This window comes from Borrelia sp. P9F1, from assembly GCF_030436115.1.
Taxonomy (GTDB): domain Bacteria; phylum Spirochaetota; class Spirochaetia; order Borreliales; family Borreliaceae; genus Borrelia.
This window is the reverse complement of sequence record NZ_CP129407.1, coordinates 488,497-513,436: the sequence shown is the minus strand read 5'-3', so window position 1 is coordinate 513,436 and position 24,940 is coordinate 488,497. Positions and strand designations below refer to the sequence as shown.

The 24,940-nt window shown below is 36.0% G+C and carries 37 protein-coding genes, 2 tRNA genes and 1 other RNA gene; 1 reads left to right on the top strand and 39 read right to left on the bottom strand.

The features are described from left to right. Positions 1 to 7: 7 nt before the first annotated feature. From rplO to tuf, 22 genes are read right to left on the bottom strand one after another with little or no spacing between them, the layout of a single operon-like run. On the bottom strand, positions 8 to 445 hold the full coding sequence (rplO, locus tag QYZ68_RS02555) for a 50S ribosomal protein L15 (protein WP_301384009.1): 438 nt from the start codon (positions 443 to 445) through the stop codon (positions 8 to 10). Then, positions 438 to 749, bottom strand: coding sequence for a 50S ribosomal protein L30 (gene rpmD / locus QYZ68_RS02550; protein WP_301384008.1), 312 nt, complete (start codon positions 747 to 749; stop codon positions 438 to 440). The genes rplO and rpmD overlap by 8 nt, the downstream gene beginning before the upstream one ends. Positions 750 to 752: 3 nt before the next feature. After that, complete coding sequence (gene rpsE / locus QYZ68_RS02545; protein ID WP_231760511.1) at positions 753 to 1,247, bottom strand: 30S ribosomal protein S5; 495 nt, start codon at positions 1,245 to 1,247, stop codon at positions 753 to 755. A 12-nt stretch (positions 1,248 to 1,259) separates the two neighbouring features. Beyond that, positions 1,260 to 1,619, bottom strand: a complete 360-nt coding sequence (gene rplR / locus QYZ68_RS02540; protein WP_301384007.1) for a 50S ribosomal protein L18 — start codon at positions 1,617 to 1,619, stop codon at positions 1,260 to 1,262. Between the two features lie 17 nt (positions 1,620 to 1,636). Continuing rightward, the gene (gene rplF, locus QYZ68_RS02535) at positions 1,637 to 2,179 is read right to left on the bottom strand and encodes a 50S ribosomal protein L6 (protein ID WP_301384006.1); all 543 of its coding nucleotides are present in this window, start codon (positions 2,177 to 2,179) and stop codon (positions 1,637 to 1,639) included. 12 nt (positions 2,180 to 2,191) lie between these two features. After that, entirely contained in the window at positions 2,192 to 2,590 is a 399-nt protein-coding gene (gene rpsH, locus QYZ68_RS02530; RefSeq protein ID WP_301384005.1) for a 30S ribosomal protein S8, read from the bottom strand. Between the two features lie 9 nt (positions 2,591 to 2,599). After that, a complete protein-coding gene (locus QYZ68_RS02525; protein WP_301384004.1) occupies positions 2,600 to 2,785 on the bottom strand; it encodes a type Z 30S ribosomal protein S14 in 186 nt (61 codons plus the stop codon). Positions 2,786 to 2,799: 14 nt separating this feature from the next. Next, on the bottom strand, positions 2,800 to 3,348 hold the full coding sequence (gene rplE / locus QYZ68_RS02520) for a 50S ribosomal protein L5 (protein WP_301384003.1): 549 nt from the start codon (positions 3,346 to 3,348) through the stop codon (positions 2,800 to 2,802). 3 nt (positions 3,349 to 3,351) lie between these two features. Then, positions 3,352 to 3,657 (bottom strand): 50S ribosomal protein L24, encoded by a 306-nt coding sequence (gene rplX / locus QYZ68_RS02515; RefSeq protein WP_301384002.1) that lies wholly within the window; start codon positions 3,655 to 3,657, stop codon positions 3,352 to 3,354. Positions 3,658 to 3,667: 10 nt separating this feature from the next. Continuing rightward, a complete protein-coding gene (gene rplN, locus QYZ68_RS02510) occupies positions 3,668 to 4,036 on the bottom strand; it encodes a 50S ribosomal protein L14 (RefSeq protein ID WP_301384001.1) in 369 nt (122 codons plus the stop codon). A 27-nt stretch (positions 4,037 to 4,063) separates the two neighbouring features. Next, complete coding sequence (rpsQ, locus tag QYZ68_RS02505; RefSeq protein ID WP_301384000.1) at positions 4,064 to 4,318, bottom strand: 30S ribosomal protein S17; 255 nt, start codon at positions 4,316 to 4,318, stop codon at positions 4,064 to 4,066. 4 nt (positions 4,319 to 4,322) lie between these two features. Then, on the bottom strand, positions 4,323 to 4,523 hold the full coding sequence (gene rpmC / locus QYZ68_RS02500; RefSeq protein WP_301383999.1) for a 50S ribosomal protein L29: 201 nt from the start codon (positions 4,521 to 4,523) through the stop codon (positions 4,323 to 4,325). 3 nt (positions 4,524 to 4,526) lie between these two features. Then, entirely contained in the window at positions 4,527 to 4,943 is a 417-nt protein-coding gene (gene rplP, locus QYZ68_RS02495) for a 50S ribosomal protein L16 (RefSeq protein WP_301383998.1), read from the bottom strand. Between the two features lie 42 nt (positions 4,944 to 4,985). Continuing rightward, a complete protein-coding gene (gene rpsC / locus QYZ68_RS02490) occupies positions 4,986 to 5,804 on the bottom strand; it encodes a 30S ribosomal protein S3 (RefSeq protein WP_301383997.1) in 819 nt (272 codons plus the stop codon). A gap of 3 nt (positions 5,805 to 5,807) precedes the next feature. Beyond that, the gene (rplV, locus tag QYZ68_RS02485) at positions 5,808 to 6,170 is read right to left on the bottom strand and encodes a 50S ribosomal protein L22 (RefSeq protein WP_301384425.1); all 363 of its coding nucleotides are present in this window, start codon (positions 6,168 to 6,170) and stop codon (positions 5,808 to 5,810) included. 4 nt (positions 6,171 to 6,174) lie between these two features. After that, positions 6,175 to 6,453: a 30S ribosomal protein S19 gene (gene rpsS, locus QYZ68_RS02480; RefSeq protein WP_301383996.1), complete on the bottom strand. Its 279-nt coding sequence runs from the start codon at positions 6,451 to 6,453 to the stop codon at positions 6,175 to 6,177. A 9-nt stretch (positions 6,454 to 6,462) separates the two neighbouring features. Continuing rightward, positions 6,463 to 7,296: a 50S ribosomal protein L2 gene (rplB, locus tag QYZ68_RS02475; RefSeq protein ID WP_301383995.1), complete on the bottom strand. Its 834-nt coding sequence runs from the start codon at positions 7,294 to 7,296 to the stop codon at positions 6,463 to 6,465. Positions 7,297 to 7,317: 21 nt separating this feature from the next. Next, a complete protein-coding gene (rplW, locus tag QYZ68_RS02470; RefSeq protein ID WP_301383994.1) occupies positions 7,318 to 7,614 on the bottom strand; it encodes a 50S ribosomal protein L23 in 297 nt (98 codons plus the stop codon). A 24-nt stretch (positions 7,615 to 7,638) separates the two neighbouring features. After that, positions 7,639 to 8,268 (bottom strand): 50S ribosomal protein L4, encoded by a 630-nt coding sequence (gene rplD / locus QYZ68_RS02465; protein WP_301383993.1) that lies wholly within the window; start codon positions 8,266 to 8,268, stop codon positions 7,639 to 7,641. 1 nt (position 8,269) lies between these two features. Beyond that, positions 8,270 to 8,899, bottom strand: coding sequence for a 50S ribosomal protein L3 (rplC, locus tag QYZ68_RS02460; protein ID WP_301383992.1), 630 nt, complete (start codon positions 8,897 to 8,899; stop codon positions 8,270 to 8,272). 38 nt (positions 8,900 to 8,937) lie between these two features. Beyond that, positions 8,938 to 9,246, bottom strand: coding sequence for a 30S ribosomal protein S10 (gene rpsJ / locus QYZ68_RS02455; protein WP_120104268.1), 309 nt, complete (start codon positions 9,244 to 9,246; stop codon positions 8,938 to 8,940). Between the two features lie 46 nt (positions 9,247 to 9,292). Continuing rightward, positions 9,293 to 10,477, bottom strand: coding sequence for an elongation factor Tu (gene tuf, locus QYZ68_RS02450; protein ID WP_301383991.1), 1,185 nt, complete (start codon positions 10,475 to 10,477; stop codon positions 9,293 to 9,295). A gap of 531 nt (positions 10,478 to 11,008) precedes the next feature. On the opposite strand from tuf, the gene QYZ68_RS02445 reads away from it, so the two are divergent. Further along, a complete protein-coding gene (locus QYZ68_RS02445; RefSeq protein WP_301383990.1) occupies positions 11,009 to 11,335 on the top strand; it encodes a hypothetical protein in 327 nt (108 codons plus the stop codon). A gap of 99 nt (positions 11,336 to 11,434) precedes the next feature. Here QYZ68_RS02445 and QYZ68_RS02440 read toward each other — a convergent pair whose 3' ends face one another. The 17 genes from QYZ68_RS02440 to QYZ68_RS02355 all read right to left on the bottom strand — a co-directional run bounded on the left by QYZ68_RS02440 (position 11,435) and on the right by QYZ68_RS02355 (position 24,838). Next, positions 11,435 to 12,793, bottom strand: coding sequence for an MATE family efflux transporter (locus QYZ68_RS02440; protein ID WP_301383989.1), 1,359 nt, complete (start codon positions 12,791 to 12,793; stop codon positions 11,435 to 11,437). Between the two features lie 104 nt (positions 12,794 to 12,897). Continuing rightward, entirely contained in the window at positions 12,898 to 14,259 is a 1,362-nt protein-coding gene (locus tag QYZ68_RS02435; protein ID WP_301383988.1) for an MATE family efflux transporter, read from the bottom strand. A gap of 23 nt (positions 14,260 to 14,282) precedes the next feature. After that, positions 14,283 to 15,566, bottom strand: coding sequence for a UDP-N-acetylglucosamine 1-carboxyvinyltransferase (gene murA, locus QYZ68_RS02430; protein WP_301383987.1), 1,284 nt, complete (start codon positions 15,564 to 15,566; stop codon positions 14,283 to 14,285). Positions 15,567 to 15,613: 47 nt separating this feature from the next. Next, the gene (locus QYZ68_RS02425) at positions 15,614 to 16,435 is read right to left on the bottom strand and encodes a YmdB family metallophosphoesterase (protein ID WP_301383986.1); all 822 of its coding nucleotides are present in this window, start codon (positions 16,433 to 16,435) and stop codon (positions 15,614 to 15,616) included. A gap of 245 nt (positions 16,436 to 16,680) precedes the next feature. After that, positions 16,681 to 17,187 (bottom strand): signal peptidase II, encoded by a 507-nt coding sequence (lspA, locus tag QYZ68_RS02415; protein ID WP_301383985.1) that lies wholly within the window; start codon positions 17,185 to 17,187, stop codon positions 16,681 to 16,683. A gap of 9 nt (positions 17,188 to 17,196) precedes the next feature. Next, positions 17,197 to 17,943, bottom strand: a complete 747-nt coding sequence (locus QYZ68_RS02410) for a Nif3-like dinuclear metal center hexameric protein (protein WP_301383984.1) — start codon at positions 17,941 to 17,943, stop codon at positions 17,197 to 17,199. A 2-nt stretch (positions 17,944 to 17,945) separates the two neighbouring features. Next, positions 17,946 to 18,635 (bottom strand): peptidoglycan editing factor PgeF, encoded by a 690-nt coding sequence (pgeF, locus tag QYZ68_RS02405; protein WP_301383983.1) that lies wholly within the window; start codon positions 18,633 to 18,635, stop codon positions 17,946 to 17,948. Then, the gene (gene lptB / locus QYZ68_RS02400; protein ID WP_301383982.1) at positions 18,632 to 19,423 is read right to left on the bottom strand and encodes an LPS export ABC transporter ATP-binding protein; all 792 of its coding nucleotides are present in this window, start codon (positions 19,421 to 19,423) and stop codon (positions 18,632 to 18,634) included. Before lptB ends, pgeF begins: the two co-directional genes overlap by 4 nt. Continuing rightward, entirely contained in the window at positions 19,401 to 20,096 is a 696-nt protein-coding gene (locus QYZ68_RS02395) for a hypothetical protein (RefSeq protein WP_301383981.1), read from the bottom strand. Before QYZ68_RS02395 ends, lptB begins: the two co-directional genes overlap by 23 nt. Then, positions 20,093 to 20,629 (bottom strand): hypothetical protein, encoded by a 537-nt coding sequence (locus QYZ68_RS02390; RefSeq protein ID WP_301383980.1) that lies wholly within the window; start codon positions 20,627 to 20,629, stop codon positions 20,093 to 20,095. The genes QYZ68_RS02395 and QYZ68_RS02390 overlap by 4 nt, the downstream gene beginning before the upstream one ends. Positions 20,630 to 21,103: 474 nt before the next feature. Then, the gene (locus QYZ68_RS02385; RefSeq protein ID WP_301383979.1) at positions 21,104 to 21,613 is read right to left on the bottom strand and encodes a nucleoside-diphosphate kinase; all 510 of its coding nucleotides are present in this window, start codon (positions 21,611 to 21,613) and stop codon (positions 21,104 to 21,106) included. A gap of 279 nt (positions 21,614 to 21,892) precedes the next feature. Beyond that, positions 21,893 to 22,477 (bottom strand): recombination mediator RecR, encoded by a 585-nt coding sequence (recR, locus tag QYZ68_RS02380; RefSeq protein WP_301383978.1) that lies wholly within the window; start codon positions 22,475 to 22,477, stop codon positions 21,893 to 21,895. A gap of 3 nt (positions 22,478 to 22,480) precedes the next feature. Then, positions 22,481 to 22,780 (bottom strand): YbaB/EbfC family nucleoid-associated protein, encoded by a 300-nt coding sequence (locus tag QYZ68_RS02375; RefSeq protein WP_301383977.1) that lies wholly within the window; start codon positions 22,778 to 22,780, stop codon positions 22,481 to 22,483. A gap of 3 nt (positions 22,781 to 22,783) precedes the next feature. Beyond that, the gene (dnaX, locus tag QYZ68_RS02370) at positions 22,784 to 24,406 is read right to left on the bottom strand and encodes a DNA polymerase III subunit gamma/tau (protein ID WP_301383976.1); all 1,623 of its coding nucleotides are present in this window, start codon (positions 24,404 to 24,406) and stop codon (positions 22,784 to 22,786) included. 156 nt (positions 24,407 to 24,562) lie between these two features. Then, an RNA gene (gene ffs / locus QYZ68_RS02365) (signal recognition particle sRNA small type) lies at positions 24,563 to 24,660 on the bottom strand. A 2-nt stretch (positions 24,661 to 24,662) separates the two neighbouring features. Continuing rightward, a tRNA-Ser gene (locus QYZ68_RS02360) sits at positions 24,663 to 24,749 on the bottom strand. Positions 24,750 to 24,764: 15 nt separating this feature from the next. Beyond that, positions 24,765 to 24,838: transfer RNA gene (locus QYZ68_RS02355), tRNA-Arg, on the bottom strand. Positions 24,839 to 24,940: the final 102 nt, after the last annotated feature.

The following is a 24,940-nucleotide window of genomic DNA, read 5'->3' as shown; positions in this document are numbered from 1 at the left end:
TACCATTCTAAATTAATTTAACACCACAACCCACTTTTACTACAAGTTCAGATGCAGACTTTGAAATACGAGAAACTTCAAAATTAACCTTCTTAGTAAGCTTACCGTTAGCCAAAATTTTAATATTCTTAACATTCCTACCTACAAGCCCTTTTTCAAACAAAGTGCCACAGCTTACCACATCACCAGGTTCAAATTTCTTTTCTATATCATCAAGCCCCACAATCTCATATCTTACTTTATAATCATAATTAGAAAATCCTCTCCTTGGAAGTCTTCTATAAAGAGGAGTTTGCCCCCCCTCAAATCCAGGCCTTGGCGAGGTATTCCTAGCTCTCTGCCCTTTCTGACCTCGACCAGATGTCTTCCCAAGACCAGACCCTGGTCCCCTACCCAAAACTTTTCTAGCCTTATTAGCCCCCAAGGGACTCCTCAACTTAATCACTTGCCACCTCGCTTATTAAAACCATATTGATTACCCTACCAAGCATCCCCTGTACCGACTTGTCCAAACTATGCCTTCTTTTATCTCCTATTCTCTTCAATCCCAAAGCTCTCAACGTTTTAACCTTGTTACCCAATTTTCCAATCAAGCTTCTCCTGAGCTCAACCTCGACCTCAACACCACTCCTAGAAATAATCTCTCTATTTCCCTTCATCCTCTTAATAAAAGCCTTGTTTTTAGCTCTAGATCTTGAAGACTTAAACCTACTCTTCTTAAGCTGAAGTCTTAATTTTCTCTTAATCATAAATTAACCCCATAAAGTTCTTAAAGTCTTCCCTCTTATTCCAGCCACTTTTCTACCATCCAAAACCAAATCGAATGCCCTAAAAGTCGCCTTCACCACATTCATAGAATTATTTGACCCAAGAGATTTACTCAAAATATCATGCACCCCTACAGCCTCCATTACAGCACGCACAGGCCCACCCGCAATAATACCAGTACCCTCAGTGGCCGGCTTAATTAAAACCTTAGCCTTTTTAAAATCTCCAATAACCATATGAGGAAGCGTACCCTTCTTAATGGGAACAGACCTTAAATTTTTTCTAGCATTCGTAGAACTCTTCTTTATTGCATCACTAGCATCATTAGCCTTGCCAAATCCCCAACCAACACGCCCTTCTCCATCACCAATAACCATAAAAGCAGCAAAAGAAAACCTCCTCCCCCCTTTCACAACTTTAGTAACCCTATTAAGTGATATTAACTTCTCTATTTGTTTCTTCTGAACCTGAGCTTCCACTCTATCTCCCTCCTAAACATCAATACCAGCTTCCCTTAAAGAATTCGCAAAGCTTGCAATAAGTCCATGGTACTTATAACCGTTCCTATCAAAAACAAGTTTATCTATATTTTTCTCCTTAAGCCTACCTACAAGAACCTCTCCAAGTTTCCTTACATCATCAATATTTTTGCCCAATTTAAGGCTCTTCTCAAGAGTGGAAACACTCGCCAAGGTGCACCCCGCCACATCATCGACAACCTGAGCATAAAAATATCTATTGGACTTAAAGACAGTAACCCTGGGCCTGGCCGCCACTCCGAGCCCGATTCTGCCTCTTATTTTCTTCCTGCGTCTTATATTCCTTTTTTCAGCCTCTTTTATTCTCTTCATAAATAATCACCTAAAACCTATTTCTTTACTCCCGATTTTCCTACTTTACGCCTAATTATTTCATTGTCATATTTAATCCCCTTCCCCTTATAAGGTTCTGGCACTTTCAAGCTTCTAATCTCGGCAGCGACTTGTCCAACTCTGCACTTATCCACCCCCTCAACTGCAATCTTAGTATTACCATCAAGCTTAATAGAAACTCCCTCTGGTATCACATACTCAAACTGAGTTGAATACCCCAGATTGAAAAAGAGGCTACCCTCCTGCTGTTCCACCCTATAACCCACACCATTAATAATAAGAGATCTTGAAAACCCATCCGTCACTCCCTTAACCATATTAAAAATCAAACTTCTATAAAGCCCATGAAAAGCCCTCGTCTGCTTATCCTCAAAAGAACGCTCAACAAAAATGCTATCGCCCTCAACCCTAACCTTAATACCACCCCCCACTACCTGACTCAATCTACCTCTCTTCCCCTCAATCGTTACCAAATTGTCCGTAACGCCAACTTTAACAGAATCTGATATCTTTATGGGAAGCTTACCAACACGTGACATACATGCACCTCTTTACCAAACTGAACAAATGAGCTCACCACCCACCTTGTTATCTCTAGCCTTCTTTCCAGTAATAACGCCCCTAGAAGAAGACACAATCAAAATACCATAACCATTCTTTATCCTCGGCATTTTTTTATACGAAGAATAAACCTTTCTACCAGGAGTTGAAATAGCGTCTATCCTGTTTATAGCCGGATTCCTCTTATTATCATAATTCAACACCACCTTAATAAAAGAAATACCATTTTTGTCGAACAACCCATATTCTTTAATATACCCTTCTTCCTTGAGGATATTTAAAATCGACTTATTTATCCTAGACACCTTCAGCTCTACAGACTCATGCCTAACCCTACTTGCATTTCTTATCTTAGTTAACATATCCCCAACCGAATGCGTAACCGACATAAACTCTCCTTACCAACTTGACTTTGAAACACCAGGAATTAATCCAGCAGACGCATACTTCCTAAAACACACACGACACATACCAAAATCCCTCATATAACCCCTTGGCCTCCCACAAAGCTTACACCTACGATTTTGCCTTGTTCTATATTTTGGCTTCCGCAAAGCCTTAATTACCATTGACTTTTTAGCCATAAATACAAACTCCTTTAACTACTAAACGGCACACCAAACCTAGAAAGCAAAGCCTTCCCCTCCCTGTCACTTAAAGCCGTGGTCACTATCGTAACATTCAAGCCAGCCACCCTCTCTATTTTATCATAATCTATCTCAGAAAATATTATCTGCTCTGCTATCCCAAAAGAATAATTACCGTTACCATCAAAAGAATTGCCATTAACCCCCCTAAAATCTTTAACACGAGGCAATGCTAAATTGATAAGCTTGTACAAAAACTCATACATAACATTGCCCCTAAGGGTAACCATAGCACCAATTTCCTGTCCTTGTCTAATTTTAAAACCAGCAATGGCTCTCCTAGCCTTCGTCTTTACAGCCCTCTGGCCAGTAATCTGACTAAGCTCCGCAACAGCTGAATCTAAAAGCTTTTTATTCTTAACAGCTTCTCCAACCCCCATAGAAACAACTATTTTTTCTATTCTAGGGGCCTGCATGATAGACTTATACTGAAATTCCTCAGCAAGCTCTTTTACAATACTTTCCCTATAATATCTCTTAAGCTCAGGCACGTAACTCATAATCTAAACATTCTCCCCATTCTTCTTAAGAAATCTCTTCTTTTCATTGCCTTCAGATCTAAACCCTACCCTAGAAGCCACGCCACCCACAAACAGCATCACATTAGAGATATCCATAGCTGCCTCTTTATCAATTATCTTACTCTTTTCCTGAGGCGTTCTTGCCTTAACAACCTTTTTAACCATATTACAAGCTTCAACGGTAATCCTAGATTTCCCCCTATCAATACCAATAACTCTACCTATCTTCCCTTTATCTTTACCACAAAGAATCTTTACATTATCCCCCAATCTCAACTTTGTCTTCATAATTATACCTCTATATTACCTCTGAAGCCAATGAGACAACCTTCATAAAATTAGCGTCTCTCAGCTCCCTTGCGACAGGTCCAAAAACCCTCTTACCTCTTGGATTCAAATTAGCATCGAGTATAACACACGCATTATCATCAAATCTAACATAAGTTCCATTCCTGCGTCTTATCTCTTTTGAGGTCCTAACAACAACAGCCTTATGTACATCTCCCTTTTTAACAGGAGAATTAGGAATAGCCTGCTTCACAGCGACAACAATTATGTCTCCAACCCTAGCATAACGCTTCTTACTACCACCCAAAACTTTTACGCACTGAGCCAACTTACCGCCCGTGTTATCAGCAACCGTTAAATACGTCTGCATCTGCACCATATTACTCTCCTCTATAAAATAACAAAACTACTTTGACTTTTCCAAAACCCCAACAAGCATCCACCTCTTCTCCTTACTAATGGGTCGGGCCTCAATAATCTTTACCTTATCCCCAACTTTCGATTCTTCCTTCTCATCATGAGCCTTAACTCTTCTACTAACCTTTAGATATTTGTGATAAATAGGATGCATTCTTCTCTGAACAATTTCAACAACTATAGACTTACTCATCCTATCACTAACAACCCTACCGACCAACTCTCTCTTATTCTCTCTTGCCATACAACTAAACCTTCCTAACACCCATTTCATATTCATGAATCACTGTATTAAGTCTTGCAATATCCCGCCTTATCTCCCTTTTCTTTAAAGGATTCTCAACATGGCCCACAACCGTCTTAAACCTCAAATCCATATACTCTCTCTTCAGCGACATGCGCTTAGCCTTCATGTCATCAAAAGACATATCTTTAAATTTTTTCAACATAACCTACCTCAAATCTCTCCTTACAACAAATATCGTTTTAACCGGCAATTTGGAACTAGCAAGCACCATAGCTTCCTCGGCAAGCTCCTTAGCTACTCCAGCCATCTCAAACATAACAGTCCCAAGCCTAACAGGAGCATTCCAATGGTCAACACCCCCCTTGCCCTTACCCATTCTAGTCTCAGCTGGCTTCTTAGTGTAGGGAATGTCCGGAAATATTCTTATCCAAACTTTACCACCCCTCTTAACCCTACGAGTCATGGCAATACGAGCTGCCTCAATCTGCCTTGCAGTGATAAAATCTGTCTCAAGAGAAACAAGTCCATATTCTCCAAAAGATATTTTATTCCCCTTCTGCGCCTGTCCAGTAAGCCTCCCTCTTTGCCTCTTCCTATATTTAACCTTTTTAGGACTCAACATTTAACTCTCCTTAGGATCCTAGATATCAAAACTCTTCTTTTTTCAAAGAGAATCATCTCCAACCCCCGATTTTTCCTTAAAAAATTTACCCTCATCTACAACTCTTCTATTCTTACTATCCTGATTATTCCTATCTTGAAATACCACGCTCTTATCAAAATTTTCACTTCTTTCTCTTGCAGGCTTTTTATTTATTACCTGACCAGCATCCGAATTAATCTTCCTTCCCAAAAGTTCACCCTTAAATGCCCAAACCTTAACACCAATAATGCCATAAGTCGTCTGCGCCTCAACAAAACCATAATCTATGTTAGCCCTAAGAGTATGTAACGGGATTCTTCCTTCTTTAACCTCAAAACTTCTGGCAATTTCAGCCCCACCAAGCCTACCCGAAACCTTAATTTTGATCCCCTGAAGACCCTTCGAAATAGAAGATGAAAGTGCGGTTTTTAAAAGCTTTCTGTAAGAAACTCTATTCTCAATTTGCCTTGCTATTCCATTAGCAATAATCTGAGCATCAAACTCGGGCTTCTTAATTTCTTTTATCTTAATATTTATTTTTTTAGAAATCTTTCTAGTTAACAACTGTCCTATCTTTTCAAGGTTGGCGCCTTTAACCCCAATAACAGAGCCAGGCCTTGGAGTAGAAATCACCACTGTCACCCGTTGAAGATTATTTCTAATAATCTCTATGTCGGAAATATCAAACTTAATACCCCTGAGAAACTTCATAGTCTCCCGTCTTATTACGAAATCTTCATAAAGTATCTCTGAATACAACTTCTTATCAAAATACCATTTCGATTTCCAGTCTTTATTAATCTTTATTCTTAAGCTATAAGGATGCACCTTTTGACCCATATCTTACTCCCCACTTCCCATCTTTTCATCAACCTCAACAAAAATATGACAACTTCTATTAACCAGTCTATCGGCCCTCCCTCTAGCTCTAGGCCAAACACTCTTGCGACGCTTTCCATCATCAATCATAATAACCTTCACAATGATCATATCCTCAGAAAGATTTTTATTATGGTACATAGCATTTGATGCAGCCGATTTAACTACCTTACCCAAAAGCTTAGCCCCCTTATTGGGCATAGAATAAAGTATAGCAACAGCTTCAACATAAGACCTACCCCGTATGTTGTCAGCTATAGGCCTTACCTTCTTCGGGGAAGATGGCAGATTCTTGCCCCTCGCCGTGTATCTTCTATTTACAACCATACCCCTACTTCCTTCCCTTCTTATCTGACTTAGCATGCCCCCTAAAAATCCTTGTCGGAGAAAATTCACCAAGCTTATGCCCTACAAGATCTTCAGTAATATAAACAGGAATAAAAGACTTCCCGTTATAGACAGATATAGTAAGATTTACCATATCAGGTATTATTGTTGAAGCTCTAGAATATGTTTTAATAACCACCCTTTTCTCCTTACCAGAAGCTGCCAAAACTTTCTGGTAAAGACTTTTTTCTATAAAAGGTCCTTTCTTAATAGATCTTGCCACTACAATCTCCTACTTACTTCTTCGCTTAACTATAAATTTATCTGAGTATTTCTTCCTTTTTCGAGTTTTATATCCCTTGGTAGGCTGTCCCCAAGGAGATACAGGATGACGCCCCCCAGAAGTCTTCCCCTCTCCACCCCCATGAGGATGGTCAACAGGGTTCATGGCAACGCCCCTCACCTTAGGCCTCCTCCCAAGCCACCTACTCTTACCGGCCTTACCCCAAGAAACATTCATATAATCCCCATTTCCAACTTCTCCAAGAGTAGCCATACATTTCTTAAAAATCATGCGCATCTCTCCTGACGGAAGCTTAACGGTCACATAATCTTCATCAGAGGCAAGTATCATAGCATAACTACCAGCACTCCTTACAAGCTGCCCACCCCTTCCAAGATTAAGCTCAATATTATGTACCATCTTACCAACTGGAATATTCTCAAGAGGAAGCGAATTACCACTCCTTATTGGAGAATTTGGCCCGCTCTCCAATACATCACCAACTTTAATCCCCTTAGGAGCAATGGCATATCTCTTATCTCCATCCCTGTAAACAAGTAAAGCTATATTAGAACTCCTATTTGGATCATATTCGATAGACGCAACCCGAGCAGGTACCCCAAATTTATCCCTTCTACCAAAATCAATTTCCCTATACCTTCTCTTATGCCCACCACCCCTTCTCCTAACACTAATTCTCCCAGAAGAATCTCTTCCAGCCCTAGACATCTTTCCCTTAGTCAAAGACTTTAAAGGATCATTACTTTTACTCAAATCATCAAAGGACAAAGTTGTCTTATACCGCAAAGAAGACGTCTTCGGTCTATAAGTCTTAATACCCATATTTTTCTTTCTCCAAAACCACTAAAATATATCTATTTTATCTTCTTTTCTAAGATAGATATATGCCTTTTTCCATGAAGAAGTCTTTCCCTTGCCAATAGGATACCCCTTCTTTGAAACCACTACCTTACTTTTGCTTTTAACATTAAGAACGCTACAAGACACCGGAACAACACCAAAAAGCTCCTTAATCGCAGCACCAACATCTTTCTTATTCGCCTGCTTCTTAACCCTAAAAGTATAAACATTCATATTCTCCCGCTGAATATTAGTTTTCTCGGTAAGCACAGGCGAGATCATTATATCAAAAGCTTTCATATTTCATCCTTAACATTCCTTCTATTATTTAACATAAAATTCATTAAGCCCCCTGATAGCAGATTCAAGAGCTATTAAATTCTTGGCATAAAACAAATCAACAATCCTAAGTCTATTAAAAGATAAAATCTTCAAATCTCTAATATTTTTCCCTGCTCTCTTAACCATCTGATCATCATTACCCAACAGAATAACCGTTTTTCCATTGGTGCCTATAAAATTTTTCATTATCAAAGCAAGTTCTCTTGTCTTTCCCGACTCAACAGTAAAATCCTCTATAATTTTAAAACCATCTTCCACAGATGCACGCAAGCTAAGCACAGACCTAAAAGCAAGCCGCTTTACCTTCCTCGGTAATTTATAACTATAATCTCTTGGCTTTGGCCCCAAAGCAACACCACCACCAACCCAAATTGGATTCCGCCTAGTGCCCACCCTTGCACGCCCCGTGCCCTTTTGCTTCCAAGGCTTTTTAGAACTCCCCTTAACCTCAGCTCTAGTTTTAGTTGAAGCTGTCCCAACTCTCAGATTGGCTAGCTCATTCCGAATAGCATTATATATAGAGCCATAGCTAATATCAACGTTAAAGACCCTATCTTCCAAATCTATAGATCGAAGCTCTTGTCCTTCTTGAGAAAAAACTTTCCTTTCCATACTAAACACCCACTTTTCTAGCCTTTTTAACAATAACAAAAGAACCCTTAAATCCTGGCACAGCTCCCTTTACCAAAATAGCTCCCTTCTCTTCATCGATAAAAATAATTTCAAGATTTTGAATAGTTTGCTGAATACCACCCATTCTACCAGCCATTTTGGTCCCCTTAAAAGTCCTAGCAGGAGTAGTAGCCTGTCCGGTGCCGCCAAGGTGTCTGTGAAACTTAGACCCATGAGAGGAAGGGCCACCACTAAAGTTATGTCTCTTCATAGCTCCCTGGAAACCCTTACCCTTAGTAGTGCCAGTAATATCCACATACTTAACCTCTCTGAAAACATCAAGTTTAATCTCATCACCAGCATCATAACCCTTAAAGTCTCTAAATTCTATAACATACTTCTTAGGCTCAATATTCTCTAATTTTTTATACTGACCTCTTATCGGCTTTGAAACCTTCGAACTTTTAAGATCAACAGATCCCATTATAAGAGCGTCATATCCATCTTTCTCTACTGTTCTTTTCCCTATAACATAATTGGACTCAAATTCTATTACCGTAACAGGCACCACAACCCCATCTTCTTGAAATATCTGAGTCATGCCCACCTTTTTTCCAATCAATCCCAACATTAAAACACCTCAAATTAATATACTTAGCATCTCATCGCCTACTTAATATCCACTTCCACCCCCGCAGGCAGTTCCAATTTCATCAAAGAGTCCATCAAAGCAGAAGTAGGGTCCAAAATATCAATAAGCCTTTTATGAGTTCTCATTTCAAATTGCTCTCTCGATTTTTTATTAACATGAGGAGAACGCAAAACAGTATATTTCTTTATCTTTGTCGGCAAAGGAATAGGCCCCTTTATTTGAGCTTTAGATTTCTGAACAGCCCTAACAATAGACTCAGCGCTCTGGTCCAATATCTTAACATCAAAACTAAAAAGCCTTACCCGTATCTTATCTTTAGCAATCAATTTAATCTCCTAAACTTTAGGGACACAAAAAGTATCCCTATCCCCACTATTCCAATATTTCAAGAATACGTCCCGAAGCAACAGTTCTTCCACCTTCTCTCACAGCAAACTCAACATTTTTATCCATAGCTATTGAAGAGATAAGTTCAACAGAAATATCAACATTATCTCCCGGCATAACCATCTCTTTTCCTTCTAAAGCTACCATACCCGTAACATCTGTTGTTCTGAAGAAAAATTGTGGCCTATATCCTGGGAAAAACGGCTTATGTCTTCCACCCTCTTCCTTAGTCAAACAATATATAGATGCCTTAAATTTCTTATGAGGAGTAATTGTACCAATAGCGGCAATAACCTGTCCTCTTTCAATATCCTTCTTATCAACACCCCTAAGCAAAAGCCCAACATTATCCCCCGCTTGTCCTTCCTCAAGAATTTTTTGAAACATTTCAACACCAGTAACCGTTGTTCTCCTAGTTTCCCTAATTCCAACAATCTCAACTTCTTGCCCAACCTTAATAAGGCCTCTCTCAATACGTCCAGTAGCAACGGTACCGCGTCCGGATATAGAAAAGACATCCTCAACAGCAAGCAAAAACGGCTTATCAATGTCTCTCTCAGGAAGATCGAAGTAATTATCCATAGAATCAAGAAGCTCCTTTATGCACTTAGTTGCCTCAGGATCATCCGGATTTGACATAGCGCCAAAAGCCGACCCTTTTATTATCGGAGTATCACCAGCAAATCCATACTTCTCAACAAGTTCCAAAACTTCAACTTCAACAAGTTCAACAAGCTCAGGATCTGCTAAATCTAGTTTGTTCAAAAACACTATTATTTTTTTTATTCCCATTCTCTGTGCAAGAAGCAAATGTTCTTTAGTCTGAGGCTCTGCCCCACTGTCAGCCGCAACCAATAGTATAGCAGCATCCATCTGAGCTGCCCCCGTAATCATATTTTTAATGTAATCGGCGTGCCCAGGACAATCAACATGAGCATAATGCCTACTTGCGGTCTCATACTCAATATGCCTAGCATTAATCGTTATCCCCCTCGCCTTCTCTTCAGGCGCATTATCAATATCTTCATATTTAAGTGCACGAACATCCTTGTTTACCTTTGAGCAATAAATGCTAATAGCCGCCGTTAATGTTGTCTTTCCGTGGTCAACGTGCCCTATCGTACCAACATTCATGTGCGGTTTTGTTCTCTGAAAAACTTCCTTAGCCATGAATCACCTCCTAAACTCATATCCAAATCTTTATCTTTATACCCAGCCTCAAAATCCTTGTTTAAAGAATTCCACACTATTTCCCTAATAATATACAACAATTACAAAATAAATAGAACCGCCGCATTGTGCTGCATATTAAAAAGACTATCTCTTATTAGAAATTGACCCGACTTCCGTGTTTTTCTAAAAGAAACCCCCAACAACTCTGACATTCTACAAATTATTTGACATGTAGTCAATAACTTTATCATTTTATTCCAGATACAATCTTCTTTGAAATTGGTTAAATGAAGCAAAAAACAAACATAATGACGTACCACTTCCACAAGACCAAGTAAGCCATTTACATTTCTTATTCTCTTTGATATTACTCTATAATCAGCATAAATAAAGTGTATAAGAAGACCGCCTTAGGTACAATCGCGTAAACACTATGCATTATTATTTAATAATTGACTGTTAACTACATACAACAAGGTACAGCTAGTGAAAAAAATATCAAAAATTATTATAATATCCGCTATATCCATGAACGTGTCATGTATAAAAAACAATCCTGTGAGGGCGCAAAATACCACCAGAGAGCTCACCTATATTTTTAGTATAAAAAATACACAAAAGGTTGAAATAGTAGAATTTGAAGCTGACAGTAAAAACAACTTAATAATTACTCTTAAAAACAACAAAAAAACGGACATAAAACAAAACTCACTAGCAATTTTTAAAAAAGGTAACAAAACAGGTCATATAATAAAAGAAGGTCTTAAGGCAGGAGAAAAGAAAAAATTTAAATTGAATATCAGTGTAAACAAAAGAAAACAAAACAAATTCCATGTTTTCCTAAAACAAGATTGATAAATCGATTCTAGCTCTTGAGTTAGAACATTACTGCACCCACACACAATTTCAAGACTACTGGTCTGATTGCATAACTTCTTATAACTACTAAAATTACTATGTTGAACTACGCTGCGTCTTCAACCAATATTTTGTAAGAGTAAAGTACAATAAAATCCCAAAGGCCACATAATTTGAAATTATGAAAGCATATCCTAGAGAATCTTCCATGATTCCGAAATATTGAAAAATAAGCACAACCGGCAAGCGAATAACCCAAAGACGAACACAAACAATAACCATGACAAGTTTTGTAAATCCTGAACCAATCAGCCCTCCAAAAAAAACTTGCTGTAATCCATATCCAACAGTTCCAATTGATGCCAATAACAAATAATCATTAGCATAACTTAAAACTTCAAAATCATCTGTAAAAAAAGCTGCAATACTTTCTCTGAAAGATATTATAATTACATTAATTGTAAATAAAACTATTAAAGACAAAAAAAACCCCTTCTTTAAGGCATCTCCTATTCTATCGAAATTTTTAGCTCCAAGGTTTTGCCCAACAATTGTAATAATCCCAGTACCAATACTCATTCCGGGAAGGAGCAAAAATGCAATAATACTATTTGTAAGTCCGTAAGCGGCTAAAAATTTAGGACTAATTTGAATCACAAGATAATTGAAAACCAAAAAAGAAAGAGAAGTCATAATCTGTCCAAAAGCTGCTGGGAACCCTAAATTAAAAATATTTCTCATTACAGCAATATCTGGCATCATATCCCCTAAACTTATCTTAAATCCACGATTTAATCCATAAGTTAGAAACAAATAAGAAAAAACTGTTACTAATTTTGAAAAAAAAGTAGCCCAAGCAGCACCAGCAATACCTAAATCAAAAGCAAACATTAAAATTGGATCAAGAATAAAATTAATAACATTTGCAATCAAAATTATTATCATCGAAATAATGGTTTCACCTTGAGAATTCAATATATATACAATAGAAATACTTAAAAACATTACTGGTATCGCATATGCTGTTACATAAAAATAAGACTTGGTAAGCTCCCTAAGGTCGCCCTTAACAGACATAAAATCTAGAATAGAATCTATAGATAGTAAAATAAAGACCATAACAAACAGAGATGATATGAAATTTAAAAATAATAATTGTCCTGCATATTTTGAAAACTTAGAAAATGTTCCCTCTCCAATAGCTTTAGACATCAATGATATGCTTCCCATAGCCATTCCCATAGCAAAAACCATAATAAGAAAATTAATAGGACCTGTAAGAGACAGTGCAGCAAGGGGAACAGCACCAAGCTTTCCCACATAAAACATATCTGTCAGTTCGTAAAAAGCCTGAATAACATTAGTCACCAAAATAGGGAAACTAACAACTGACAATACTTTATATAAATTCCCTGCCAATATTAACTCTCTAGTTTTAGCCTGATTCGTTGCCATATGAAGCTCGCCTTTCATCACTTATTTTTACTAAACCACAAAGTTTCTAAAATAAGTTATTTAATTATAATATCTAATTTTAAACCACAAACAAAACAGACTACTCAACTAGTAAACTTTTTGTGCTTCCAAGAACCGTTAAGAACAATAACAAGAGTAATAAAGAACCCAGCATAACTTGGAATTACAGCAAAAACCCAAATATACTCAAAAATTACACCAAAATATTTAATAATTAACATAATAGGCATTGCAACAAGCCACACTCTAGTAAAAGTCACAACCATAACTAAATTGGTTAAACCAGAACCAATTAGAGCACCCTGAAGAGCAAGTTGAAAAGAAAACCCAACACTACCAATCGCAATAAAAAATAGATAGTGATTTGAATATTCTAAAACTGTTTTATTGTTGGTAAACAAAGATATTAAAAAATTTCTATTGATAATTAAAATTAATGTTGTAGAAATAGAAACTAAGCCTATGACAAAAAATCCCTTGCGCAAAGCCTCACTGGCTCTTTTTATTTTACTTATACCTAGGTTTTGTCCGATTATTGTTGCTAAAGCAGAACTAAAAGCCATTGCGGGCAGAAATAAAAATGTATCTATCATGTTAGAAATACCGTAAGCAGCCAAAAAATCAGTTCCGATTGTTACAATAAATGAATTGAAGATGATGAAAGAAAAAGATATCATAGCCTGACTCAAAGATGCGGGAATACCTCCTTTGAGCATTCGAAGCAAGTAATCAAAGTTAGGAATTAAATCTTTAACATAAATTTTTAGACATTTATTAAAACAGAAAGCCGCAATGGGATAACTTATAACGGCAACCAATTTTGAAAAAAGAGTAGCCCAAGCAGCACCAGCAATACCTAGATCAAAAGTAAATATCAAAATTGGATCAAGAATAAAATTAACAATATTTGCAATCAAAATTATTATCATCGAAATCACTGTGGAGCCTATTGCATTTAGTATGAATACAATAGCCATGCTTAAAAACATTACAGGTATCGCGTAAATAGCTATAGAAAAATACTCTCTTGCATAATTTCTAAGCTCTCCTACAGCACCGATATAACCCAAAATCGAATCAATAAAAATGAATGCTAATAAAGCTACCAGTATAGAAAGAAGAAAGCTTAAGGTTAATAGCTGCCCTGAGTATCTAGCTGTTTTCTTGTAATTGCCCTCCCCAAAACTTCTAGCTATTAAAGACACGCTACCTATGCCCATACCCATCTCCAGAGAGACAATAAAAAAGTTTATGGGCCAAATAAGAGAAAGCGCACTTACATATAGAGTACCAAGTTTCCCTACATAAAACATGTCAGTTAACTCATAAAAAATCTGAATAATGTTAGTGACAACTAAAGGTAGACCGATGACAAAAATTACTTTGTATATATTTCCATTAATAACAAGATCTCTTATCTTATCTTGCTTTACTACCAAAAGCATTCTCCTTCAATAAAATAAAGCTTCTATTCTTCTGAAACTTTCTTGATCCTGGCCCCTAAAGAATTTAGCTTACTAACAACGTCCTCATACCCCCTCTCGATCTGATAAACATTTTGAATCTGACTCTCCCCTCTAGCACAAAGAGCTGCAATAAGCAAAGACATACCCGCCCTAACGTCAGGAGAAGATAGAATGCTCCCTTTAAGGATCGTTTTCCCCGTAACTACCACTCGGTGTGGATCACAAAGAACAATTTGAGCACCCATTTTTATCAGTTTATCTACAAAAAACATTCTCGATTCAAACATTTTTTCAAAAATAAGGACAGTACCCTGCACCTGAGTAGCAGTCACTATAACTATACTCATAAGATCTGTCGGAAAAGCAGGCCATGGCCCATCGTCAACTTTAGGAATATGCCCTCCAAAATCCAGCCTTACCCTTAAATCTTGCCTCTCCTTGACGTATATATTCTCCTCATCACACTCAAAATCAATGCCAAGCTTTGAATATACATGTTTTATTAAAATAAAATGCCTAGGATCAGCTCTATTGATCTCAAGCTCCCCTCCTGTTAAAGCAGAAAGGCTAATTAATGAACCTACCTGCATAAAATCAGCTCCTATACGAAACCTAGTTCCCCTTAGTTTTTCAACACCCTTTATTTTAATAATATTAGAACCAATACCAGCGATATTAGCCCCCATAGTATTTAGCATTCTACATAAATCTTGCACATGCGGTTCACATGCAGCATTCATTATCACGGTTTCCCCATAAGCAAAAACAGCGGCCATGATAATATTTTCAGTGGCAGTAACTGATGCTTCATCCAAAAACATCTCAGATCCATTCAGTTTATCTACTTCTAAAATAATCCGATGCTCGTCATCTATTAACTTAACACCAAGCTTTCTGAGCCCATAAAAATGAGTATCAAGTCTCCTCTTTCCAATAACATCACCACCAGGAGGAGCAATGTTAACCTTTCCACACCTAGCAAGGATAGGTCCAACAAATAAAATAGAAGCTCTAATTAGATCCGTTAAAGAAGAATCCATATCAGTCTTGGTAATATTTAAAACCTTAATTCTGACAGTATTACCATCTCTTAAAACCTCAGCACCCAAATCCTTTAAAATTTTTAAAATAACATCTACATCCTTAATATTTGGGATATTTTCCAAGACAACCTCTTCATCTGTAAGTAGAGCAGCTACAATACAAGGCAAAGCTGCATTCTTATTGCCACTAGCAGTTATTTTCCCACTTATTTTAAAACCACCCTCTACAAGATATTTATACATTGTTTCTCCTCCAGCTCGTGTGCAATATTGATCTGGCCATCAATATCTTAAATATCACTTTGACTTTCCAAACCGCCTTTAAAACTGATATACTCCCTTACATTCTCCACAAAAACAGCCTTACCATTATCATCAATCTCAACTATGGCGCCATTGAAACCAAGCCCTTCCCAAGATTCAGTAAATCGATTGTGTAGAAATCCTTTTAAAAATTTATCTATCTCAGGTTCAGGAACGCAACCAATAACACTATTTAAACTTCCAACCCTACCAAGGTCAGTGATAACAGCAGTGTCATCTAGAACTCGCAAATCGGCTGTTAATATTCTCTTTCCAATACCAAAACAAACACTAACTCTAGATTTTAAATAAAAAAACATAGCATTGGTTTCAGCCGTTGTGTTTGAATCAAAAAGTACGATTATGTTGCTTGTATGCAATTTTATTTTTTCATAAAGGTAATCAAAGGCAAAAAAAGGATTATTAAAGTTATGTTTCATAACACCAGTCTGTCCGACAAGTCTAACCACAGCAACTTTAATGCCACTAACGTTGTAAACAAAGTAAGAGTAACCCTTCAATCTAGCAGGATAATTTAGAGGCTTTAAAACAAAACTATATTTGTCAAGCTCACCACCCAAAGCAGACCTTGCGAATGCATTCTCTCCTAAAGTTAAGACATCAACACCATACTTTCTTAACAGAAAAACATGACGCTTACAAAGTCCTCTAAATCCGGTAGTAAAATTATTACCAGATACTACAAAATCAATTTTTTTGTTCTTTTTAAAAGTAGACAAAAACTCTTTTATAACAATAATACCAGGCTTGCCTACAACCTCCCCGGCAATTAAAACTCGCAAAGCCACTAAAACCTCTCTCTTTATTTATCTAGATTGAAAAACTTAGAAATAATACTTTTTGCAATAACGTTTGATAAAAAATAGCTTATGGTAATTGAAATAACAATCATCAATAAAACTAAAATGAACTGAAAAAAAGGAGAAACGATGATATTAAGTTTGGCTACAAAAACAAACTCTAGAAAAAAAACCAAAAGCATTAAAGACAAATTAGTCAATGAACACAAAATAAAACAGAAAATCTTCATAGGTTAATTCTTTCTATTCTTTATAAATAAATCACAAATTGCAAATAACCCTATACCTATGACAACATAGCTGTCTGCAAAGTTAAAAGTTGGCCATCTCTGGAGTCCAAAAATACCAAAAAATTTTACATCCAGAAAATCTACAACTCCTAACGGTCTACACAATCTATCAATAATATTTCCAATCCCACCAGATAAAATCAATAAAAGCGAAACCCTAATCATGCCATTTTTTTCGTTTAAGGAAAAATAAAAAACAAAAATTAAAACAACAATAGGAAGAACAAGAAAAAATAAATTCTTCAAATTATTATCCATACTAGATCCTATTGAAAATAGAATCCCAGTATTCCTAACGTGTATTATTTTTAAAAAATCTCCAAAAATAGATAAATATTCGGATCCAAGTTCAACGTATTGAACAATTAAATACTTAGATAATTGATCAAAAAAAACTAAAACAGAAATAAATACATAACTATTAATCAATCTGGTTCTACTCATACCCATACAAAACCCTCACAAACTGGTGTCTTTATCAATAAACTTAACTTGCAATTCTGCATAACTCCTAAAATACTCCATTAATTTTATCAAACCAAATGTTTCAGTAAAATAATGACCCGCAAATATTAAATTCACGCCACATTCTTCAGCTAAAGAATATATTTGATGAGAAGTGTCTCCTGTTATGAATAAATCAACGCCATGTCCCAGGGCTTCCTCAAAAAAAGAATACCCAGAACCACTAACAATAGCTACTTTACAAACATATTCCTTAAATTCTTTGTAATAAAGAATATGTTTATTGTGTACCCTAATCTTGTTGAGGATATCAGAGAAATTAGAGTTAGCAACGGAAATAACACCTAAATCAGCTCCCCTATAATTTGCAAACGGAATAGAATCTTCAAGCCCCAAAAAATCGGAAAACACCTTGCTATGAGAATAGATAGGATGTGCATCCATCGGTAAATGCACAGAGTAAAGAGCTATCTCGTTTTCAATAAGATACTTAATCTTTTCATACATCACAGAGACAATTCTCTCAGATTTCGACCAAAAAATACCGTGGTGAGTTATTAAAAAATCATAATCCCTAGCTTCTTTTAAAGTCATCATACTTGCATCAACAGCAAAAGCAATCCTGCTAACCCCGGTCTCCAAATTACCCACCTGAAGACCGTTAAGACCCTTGTCAATATCCTTAAAATCCTTTACCCGAAACATATCATCCAACTTGAATGCTAAATCTTTAACGTTCAAAACTAAACTCTCCAAATTGCAGCATAACTTCTCCCACTTTTGTGTTTCCTATGAGAATAAAGATTATGCCCACAATAGGTACAAAGCCCTGAATCCTTAATATCTAAATTAAAGCCAGAAACTAACTCTAAGTTAAAATCACCATTATCAAAGTAGATTCTATCATTTCTCCTACAAAAAGATACATCTAGCAACTTCTTACTAAATTTTGATTTTACCTTTACTAAAAATTCTGAAGAAATTTCATAACAACATGCCTTATTATAAGGGCCAAATACAACTCTTAAATCTCCAAAATTTGATCCCATTTTCTCAAACATAAGCAACATCTTAAGGATAATAAGTTTAAAACTCCCCCTGTATCCACTGTGAATAAGCCCGATATATTTTTTCACGCTATCAAAACAATATATCGGAAGACAATCTGCATAGTAAGCAAGAAGAGCAACATTATACGAAGAAGAAACAAGCCCATCGCCCACCTGAAAATTAACAAAATCATCAAAAACTTCATGCACAATATTTGTATGCAATTGTTTCAGATACTTTATTTTCTTGCCCCTGGGAATAAAACCCAACTTATCACTACTGATGCTTTTAACACTTAAATCAAAGGGTTGCTTGGTATAGATTAATTTAAATCTAGGATCCAATTCAAACTCGTAATGAAGATCCTTCTCAATTACCCTCATAGTCTAAACTCTTCACCAAGATAAAGCTTTTTAGCCTTTTCACTATTTACGATATAGGAAACATTCCCCTCATCAAGCACCTGACCCTGGTAAATAATGTAAGCCCTGTCTATTATATCAAAAGCATCTCTTACATTATGATCCGTAATTAAAACACCAATATTTTTACTTTTCAAAACCCTTATTATGTTCTTTATATCACCAATCGCAATAGGATCAATACCTGCGAAAGGTTCATCAAGCAATAAAAAATATGGGTTAACCGCTAAAGCCCTAGCTATTTCCGCTCTCCTTCTCTCTCCACCAGAAAGAGTATAGGCCTTTTGATGTTGTATTCTCTTTATCTCAAATTCTTTAAGCAAATTTACAAGCTCAATCTTACGCTCAGCTTGAGACAAGTCTTCTCTCCTCTCAAGCGCAACTAAAATATTATCTTCCACCGTAAGCTCCCTGAAAATAGAAGGCTCTTGGGGCAGATATACAATCCCTATCCGAGCCCGCTCATACATATTAAGACCAGAAACATCATAATTATTTATCAATACACGCCCACTATTAGACTTAATAAACCCAACAATAGTATAAAAGGTAGTAGTCTTACCGGCTCCATTTGGGCCAAGTAAACCCACAACCTCACCTCGGTGAATATCAATAGTAACACCACCAACGGCTACTTTCTCTCCGTACTTCTTAACAATATTATCTGCCTTAAGAACTACATCATTAACACAGCCAACATTAAGCCTTGCCTTTACCGATTTTATTTTATCTCTTTTCTTCAGAAACATCTTCTTCTATCTGGGTAAACCTACCCTCAACACGCCCTTCAAGATTATATTTATTAGTCTCAGTATTAAAAATTATTCTTGCCGCAGAATAATAATTATCATCTTGATAAATAACAGGAACCCCTTCAAGAACAATTTCTTTTTCTTCTTTATTATAAATGCCATTCTCGGCTCTTGCAAAAGTATCTCCTTTATATATCCTAACAGAATACTGCATAACATAAATGTTTGATTTATGTCCTCCCTCTAGCCTTTCAGCCTTAACAACAAGTTCATTTTCCAAATCCTCAAGTTCAACGTCTCTTTGAAGATAGAAATTATCCAATTTCCTATTAAAGAATAAAAATTGTGCCTTGACGTTCATTTTATTTTTGTAATCTTCATAATACACACTTCCACGCGCCTCAATATAAGAGCTACCCTCCCCATAAATTTCAATCTCATCAGCCCTAAGTTTAAAATCAGATGAAATCACCTCAGGATTTCCCTTAAGAACAACTCTCCTGTAAAGAGAAGACATAACCCCCTGGGAGAAATCCGCTTTGAAAGTAAAGCTACTCTTCTTTTGTTTTTGTGAACTGTTTTCTATTTTAGTTTCGTCAAGCCTCTTTTTATCTTGAGCATAGCTGCTAAACAAAGACATAAAAATTAAGAAAATAACAGCACTTTTCATCTTACTAGCCCTTCCATACCAGAGTAAAAATAAAAATGATTATGATTTAAAAAGTATGAAAACCCCTTTCCTTTTATACTGCTATCATCAAACCTGATTAACACTATCTCATTTGGTGGTGAAAGCATTTTCTTGTCATTATCTCTCCATAAAAGTCTATTGGTATTAATTAAATAATAATTGTTCGTGTCTTCTATTTTCAACTCCACAGAATCTTTCATATCTAAGTTTTTAGTGACATGAGACCCTTCTAGTTTATTAAATTTACCTGAGATTTTATTATCCAAAGAATGATACAAAAACCGTCCATTCTTCACCTCATAAATTTTATAATCATGAAAATAATTAAAACTTAAAGATTCCAGCACCGTTTGTTTCTTCCCACCCACAATGTTGTGATAACTAATCCCCAATATCTGTATTGAAGGAGTCCCCTTAACAGCTTCTGACCTACTAGAGTACTCATTGTAATCAAAAGTACAGCCTACAAGAAACAAAGACAATAAAAAGGAGAGAGGATCAAATCTCTTCACAAGAACACCCTGGACAAATTTACAAAACTCTCCATAGTTCCCTCAACGAAACAAGTAAACATTAAAATCTTGAAACAAACCTCACTAACCAAATTTAGGTAATCACATTCTACATCATCAAACCTAAAAACCCTATATTTTTAAATTGTCAAGGCTTCCATTGATGCTAAGATTCTTTAATCTGCCCCCAGAAAAAACCCAAGAATCACAACAAAATATTTCTCAAGATCCATCATAAAACTTATTTTACATACAACACGCTACTTAAATCGAATAAATTAAATTTTTATTATTTAACAAACTCATAATAACCTTGCATCAATCCCATAAAAATTAAAACTTTAAACTCAAAAAGCTAGCGTTTATCAAAAACAGTTCAATATGATTAAAAAGAGAAATACTGCCTTGGACAGTTTCTAAATAAATTATTTATCACTGACTTAGCCTAAATGTTTTCTACCCAAACATCAAAAATTAATCATAATAATGTTCAATCTCATCGTTCCTTTTATAAGCAAAAATTTCATTTTCTTTAAACCAAATCGGTATCTCACGAAGAGCATCTTCAACATTAGCTGCAGCATGAATGACATTATAAATTGAAAACTTTTTCTCATTTGCATAGTTAAAACTATGATAGGAAAAATCACCCCTTATTGTACCAGGGGAAGCCGTTTTTGGCTCTGTAGAACCACAAAGCTTTCTGACAACTTCAATAGATTCAACGCCTTCAACCACAAACGCAAACACCGGAGAACTCATTATAAAATCAATTAAAGACTGCCAAACAATTTCTCCATGCCTTGCAGCAATATCATCATACAAATAATGTTCCTCTGCCATTTTCCTATTAGCTAAAACCATCTTAGTAGCTACAATTTTTAACCCCGATCTCTCTAACCTAGCAATTACACTACCAATTAAACCTCTTCTAACACCATCGGGCTTAATAATACATAAAGTCTTTTGTATTAAACTAGACACAAAAACCTCCTCATTTTAAAATACAAGTCAAGCCAATTACAAATTATAATTAACCTTGTTAATAAATACCCGTTTCAAGACGCATACATTATAAAGACTAACAACAGGATAAAACAACTCACATGAATATTCCATTATATTTCAAGTAATATGCCTTACAATAAAATAAAGACCACCATAAGTAAAACTTATCCTTAAAATCATAAATTAAACTAATTAATTAATAACGATTGCTACTACACATCAAACCCATTCGCCATCCTGACAATAAATCACCATTTATATTTTAAGTCTTAGCCGAAATGCCCTAAGAGTAGTAACTTTGTCTGAACTACTAACACTTCCTCCAACAGGAAGCCCAGAAGCTATTCTTGTAACATTAATATCTAAATCCTTTAAAATACTCTTAATATAATTGGCTGTTACATCTCCCTCAATACTAAACTCTGTAGCAACAACCACCTCCAGTGCCCCAAGTCCTCTGGCATATCCTGCCAATTTATCAAGATTTAGTTTACCAGGACCAATGTCTTTTAAAGGATCAAGGTGTCCATGAAGCACAAAATAGACCCCATCGTACTCTCTGGTAGACTCAATAACTTCCAAGTCTTGTGGTGTTTCCACAACACAAATCAAGCCTCTATTTCTATTTAAATCTATACAAATGTCACAAAATTCTCCCTCAGTAAAATTATAACAATTCTTGCATTTCCTTATCCTAGAATGAAGATTAATTAAACTTTGACCAAGATTTTTCGCATACTCCTCGCTGCTAGATAAAATATCATAAACCATCCTTACTGCTGTTTTTTTGCCTATACCTGGCAACCTAGAAATTAAGTTAATTAAATCTTTTATAATCAAATCTTAAATCCCAAACGGAATAGAACCCATTGCCTTTGACTTTAGCTCTTCCTTAACCTTGAAAATGGCATCATTAAAAGCCGCCTTTATCATCTGCTCAAGAGCTTCATTGTCCAAATCACTAAAAAATTCTTCCTTAACTGTGACCTTTTTAACAAAAAATTCTCCATTCATCTCAACAACAATAACATCGCTCCCCGCTTTGCCATAAACAACAATCTGAGACATTTCCTTTTTAATACTGTCAACATTATCCTTAAGGTTTGACATATTTTTTAAAAAATCTAACGGATTGACTGCCATACTCTACTCCTTCACCTCAACTGCTCCAAAAATGTTTTTAATTCTCACCACGTCGCCTTCAAACCCATCATCACTATTATTAAAATGGCTCTGAAATACAACCTCTAATTCAGGAAATTCCTTGCAGAATTCAGTTCTTATCTCACCTTGATAAGCCTGAAGTTGATTATACTCAAATAGACTAAAAACTCTATAATAAAGTACACCATTCTCAATCAAAATCTCTCCCGAATACATTAGAGTTTGCACATACTTAGATACGAAATAAACAAACCTCTCCTTGATTTTATCACTCTCTTCTAACTTATTAAAGTCGTCTTCCGTCTCTATGAAAATATCATCAATAGAATCAGAATCTAAATTTTCAACAGGCTCCACCCTAGATTTTAAGGAAGCAAAACCACTTTTATCTGACTCATCCATTGCGTCAACACTTTTTACCCCCAAGTCTAAGTCAACATCAGCTACGCTAAGCCCAACCTCACTACAAACTCTATCTTCAATGCTTTGTATTTGTTTAATTAAAACATGATTTGGTACATAACCCTTAATTCTAACTATTTTAATAAGACTAATCTCAAGTTCATACCTAGGATTTACCGAAAACTGCAAATCCCTGTAAGTGTCAAGCAATATACTAATACTCCTTTCAACGTGGTTTAAATCAAACTCTAATAATTTTGATTTTAAAGACTCAGATTTAACCCCAATAAAAGCAAGTTTTTTAATATCTAGTTTCAAAAACAATATTTCTCTAAAAAATTCAATTACATCAAGAAGAAACTGCTCACATGAAATCCCCGTCAAGAAAGCTTCGTCTAGGACATAAATCAACTCTTTTAAATCCTCATCAAGGATACTTAATGCTAATTTTTCCAAAAATTCATCACTAGCCAATCCCATCTTAGATTTTATTTGTTCAAGCTTTATATCAGAATTGCTAAAAGAAACAATTTGATCAAAAAGTGTATAAGAATCTCTTACGCTCCCTCCGCTCTTGTATGCAATCCATGTCAACGCTTCGTCTTCATATTTAATATCATCTTCAAGACAAATTCGCTTTAACATCTCATAAATCTTATTTAAAGGTAATAGCCTAAAATTAAAATGTTGACATCTACTCTTGATTGTATCGGGAAGTTTATGTACTTCTGTAGTCGCAAAAATAAAAACAATATAACCAGGGGGTTCTTCGATTGTCTTTAAAAGGGCATTAAAAGCGGAGTTTGAAAGCATATGCACTTCATCAATAATATAGATTCTATAATTCGAAGTAGCAGGAGGAAACATTATTTCTTCCTTAATTTGCCTAACATCTTGTACAGAAGTATTTGAGGCACCATCAATTTCAATAATATCAAGACTATTGTCATTATCAATGGACTTACAACTGCTACATACTCCGCAGGGAGTAATCGTTGGACCTGTTTTACAATTTAAACACCTAGCAAAGGCTCTTGCAGAGGAAGTCTTACCAACACCTCGTGGACCTGAAAATATGTAAGCATTAGCTATCTTATTGTTTTCTATTGAATGTTTTAAAGTCTCAGCAACAAAATCCTGTCCCTCAAGAGAATTAAAATCCCTAGGACGCCTCTTAATAGCAGTGCCCCTTAAAGATATCATCTCATCTCTCCATACACAAACAAAATCTCAATCCAAACCCTAGATGCAAAAACACAACTCACTAAATAGAAAAAGACCACTTTTTAAACGACACAGCGCACCGTTAATACCCACAAAGTGCCAACCCAAAGAAAACATTACCTACCCAAACAAAGCTAAACCTAAGACGTACGCACTCACCAAGCAATTACTTACCGCTGCTACCTTCCAGTCCTGACGGGATTAGGCAATCCTTAATAGTGCGGGTCCTAGGAATCGGAAAGAATGGGATTCGAACCCATGATACACTTACATGTATACACGCTTTCCAAGCGCGCGCCTTCAGCCACTCAGCCATCTCTCCAAACTCAGCAACTTCCGTGCCCAAGAGGACTCGAACCTCTGACCTTCAGAACCGCAATCTAACGCTCTGTCCAGCTGAGCTATGGGCACAACAAATATTAAATTTATTGTAATAAAAAACATTATTTATTACAATAAATTTAACTTACAAAGCACAAACAGATATCTGTCAGGTATCTTTAGGTTCAAGAG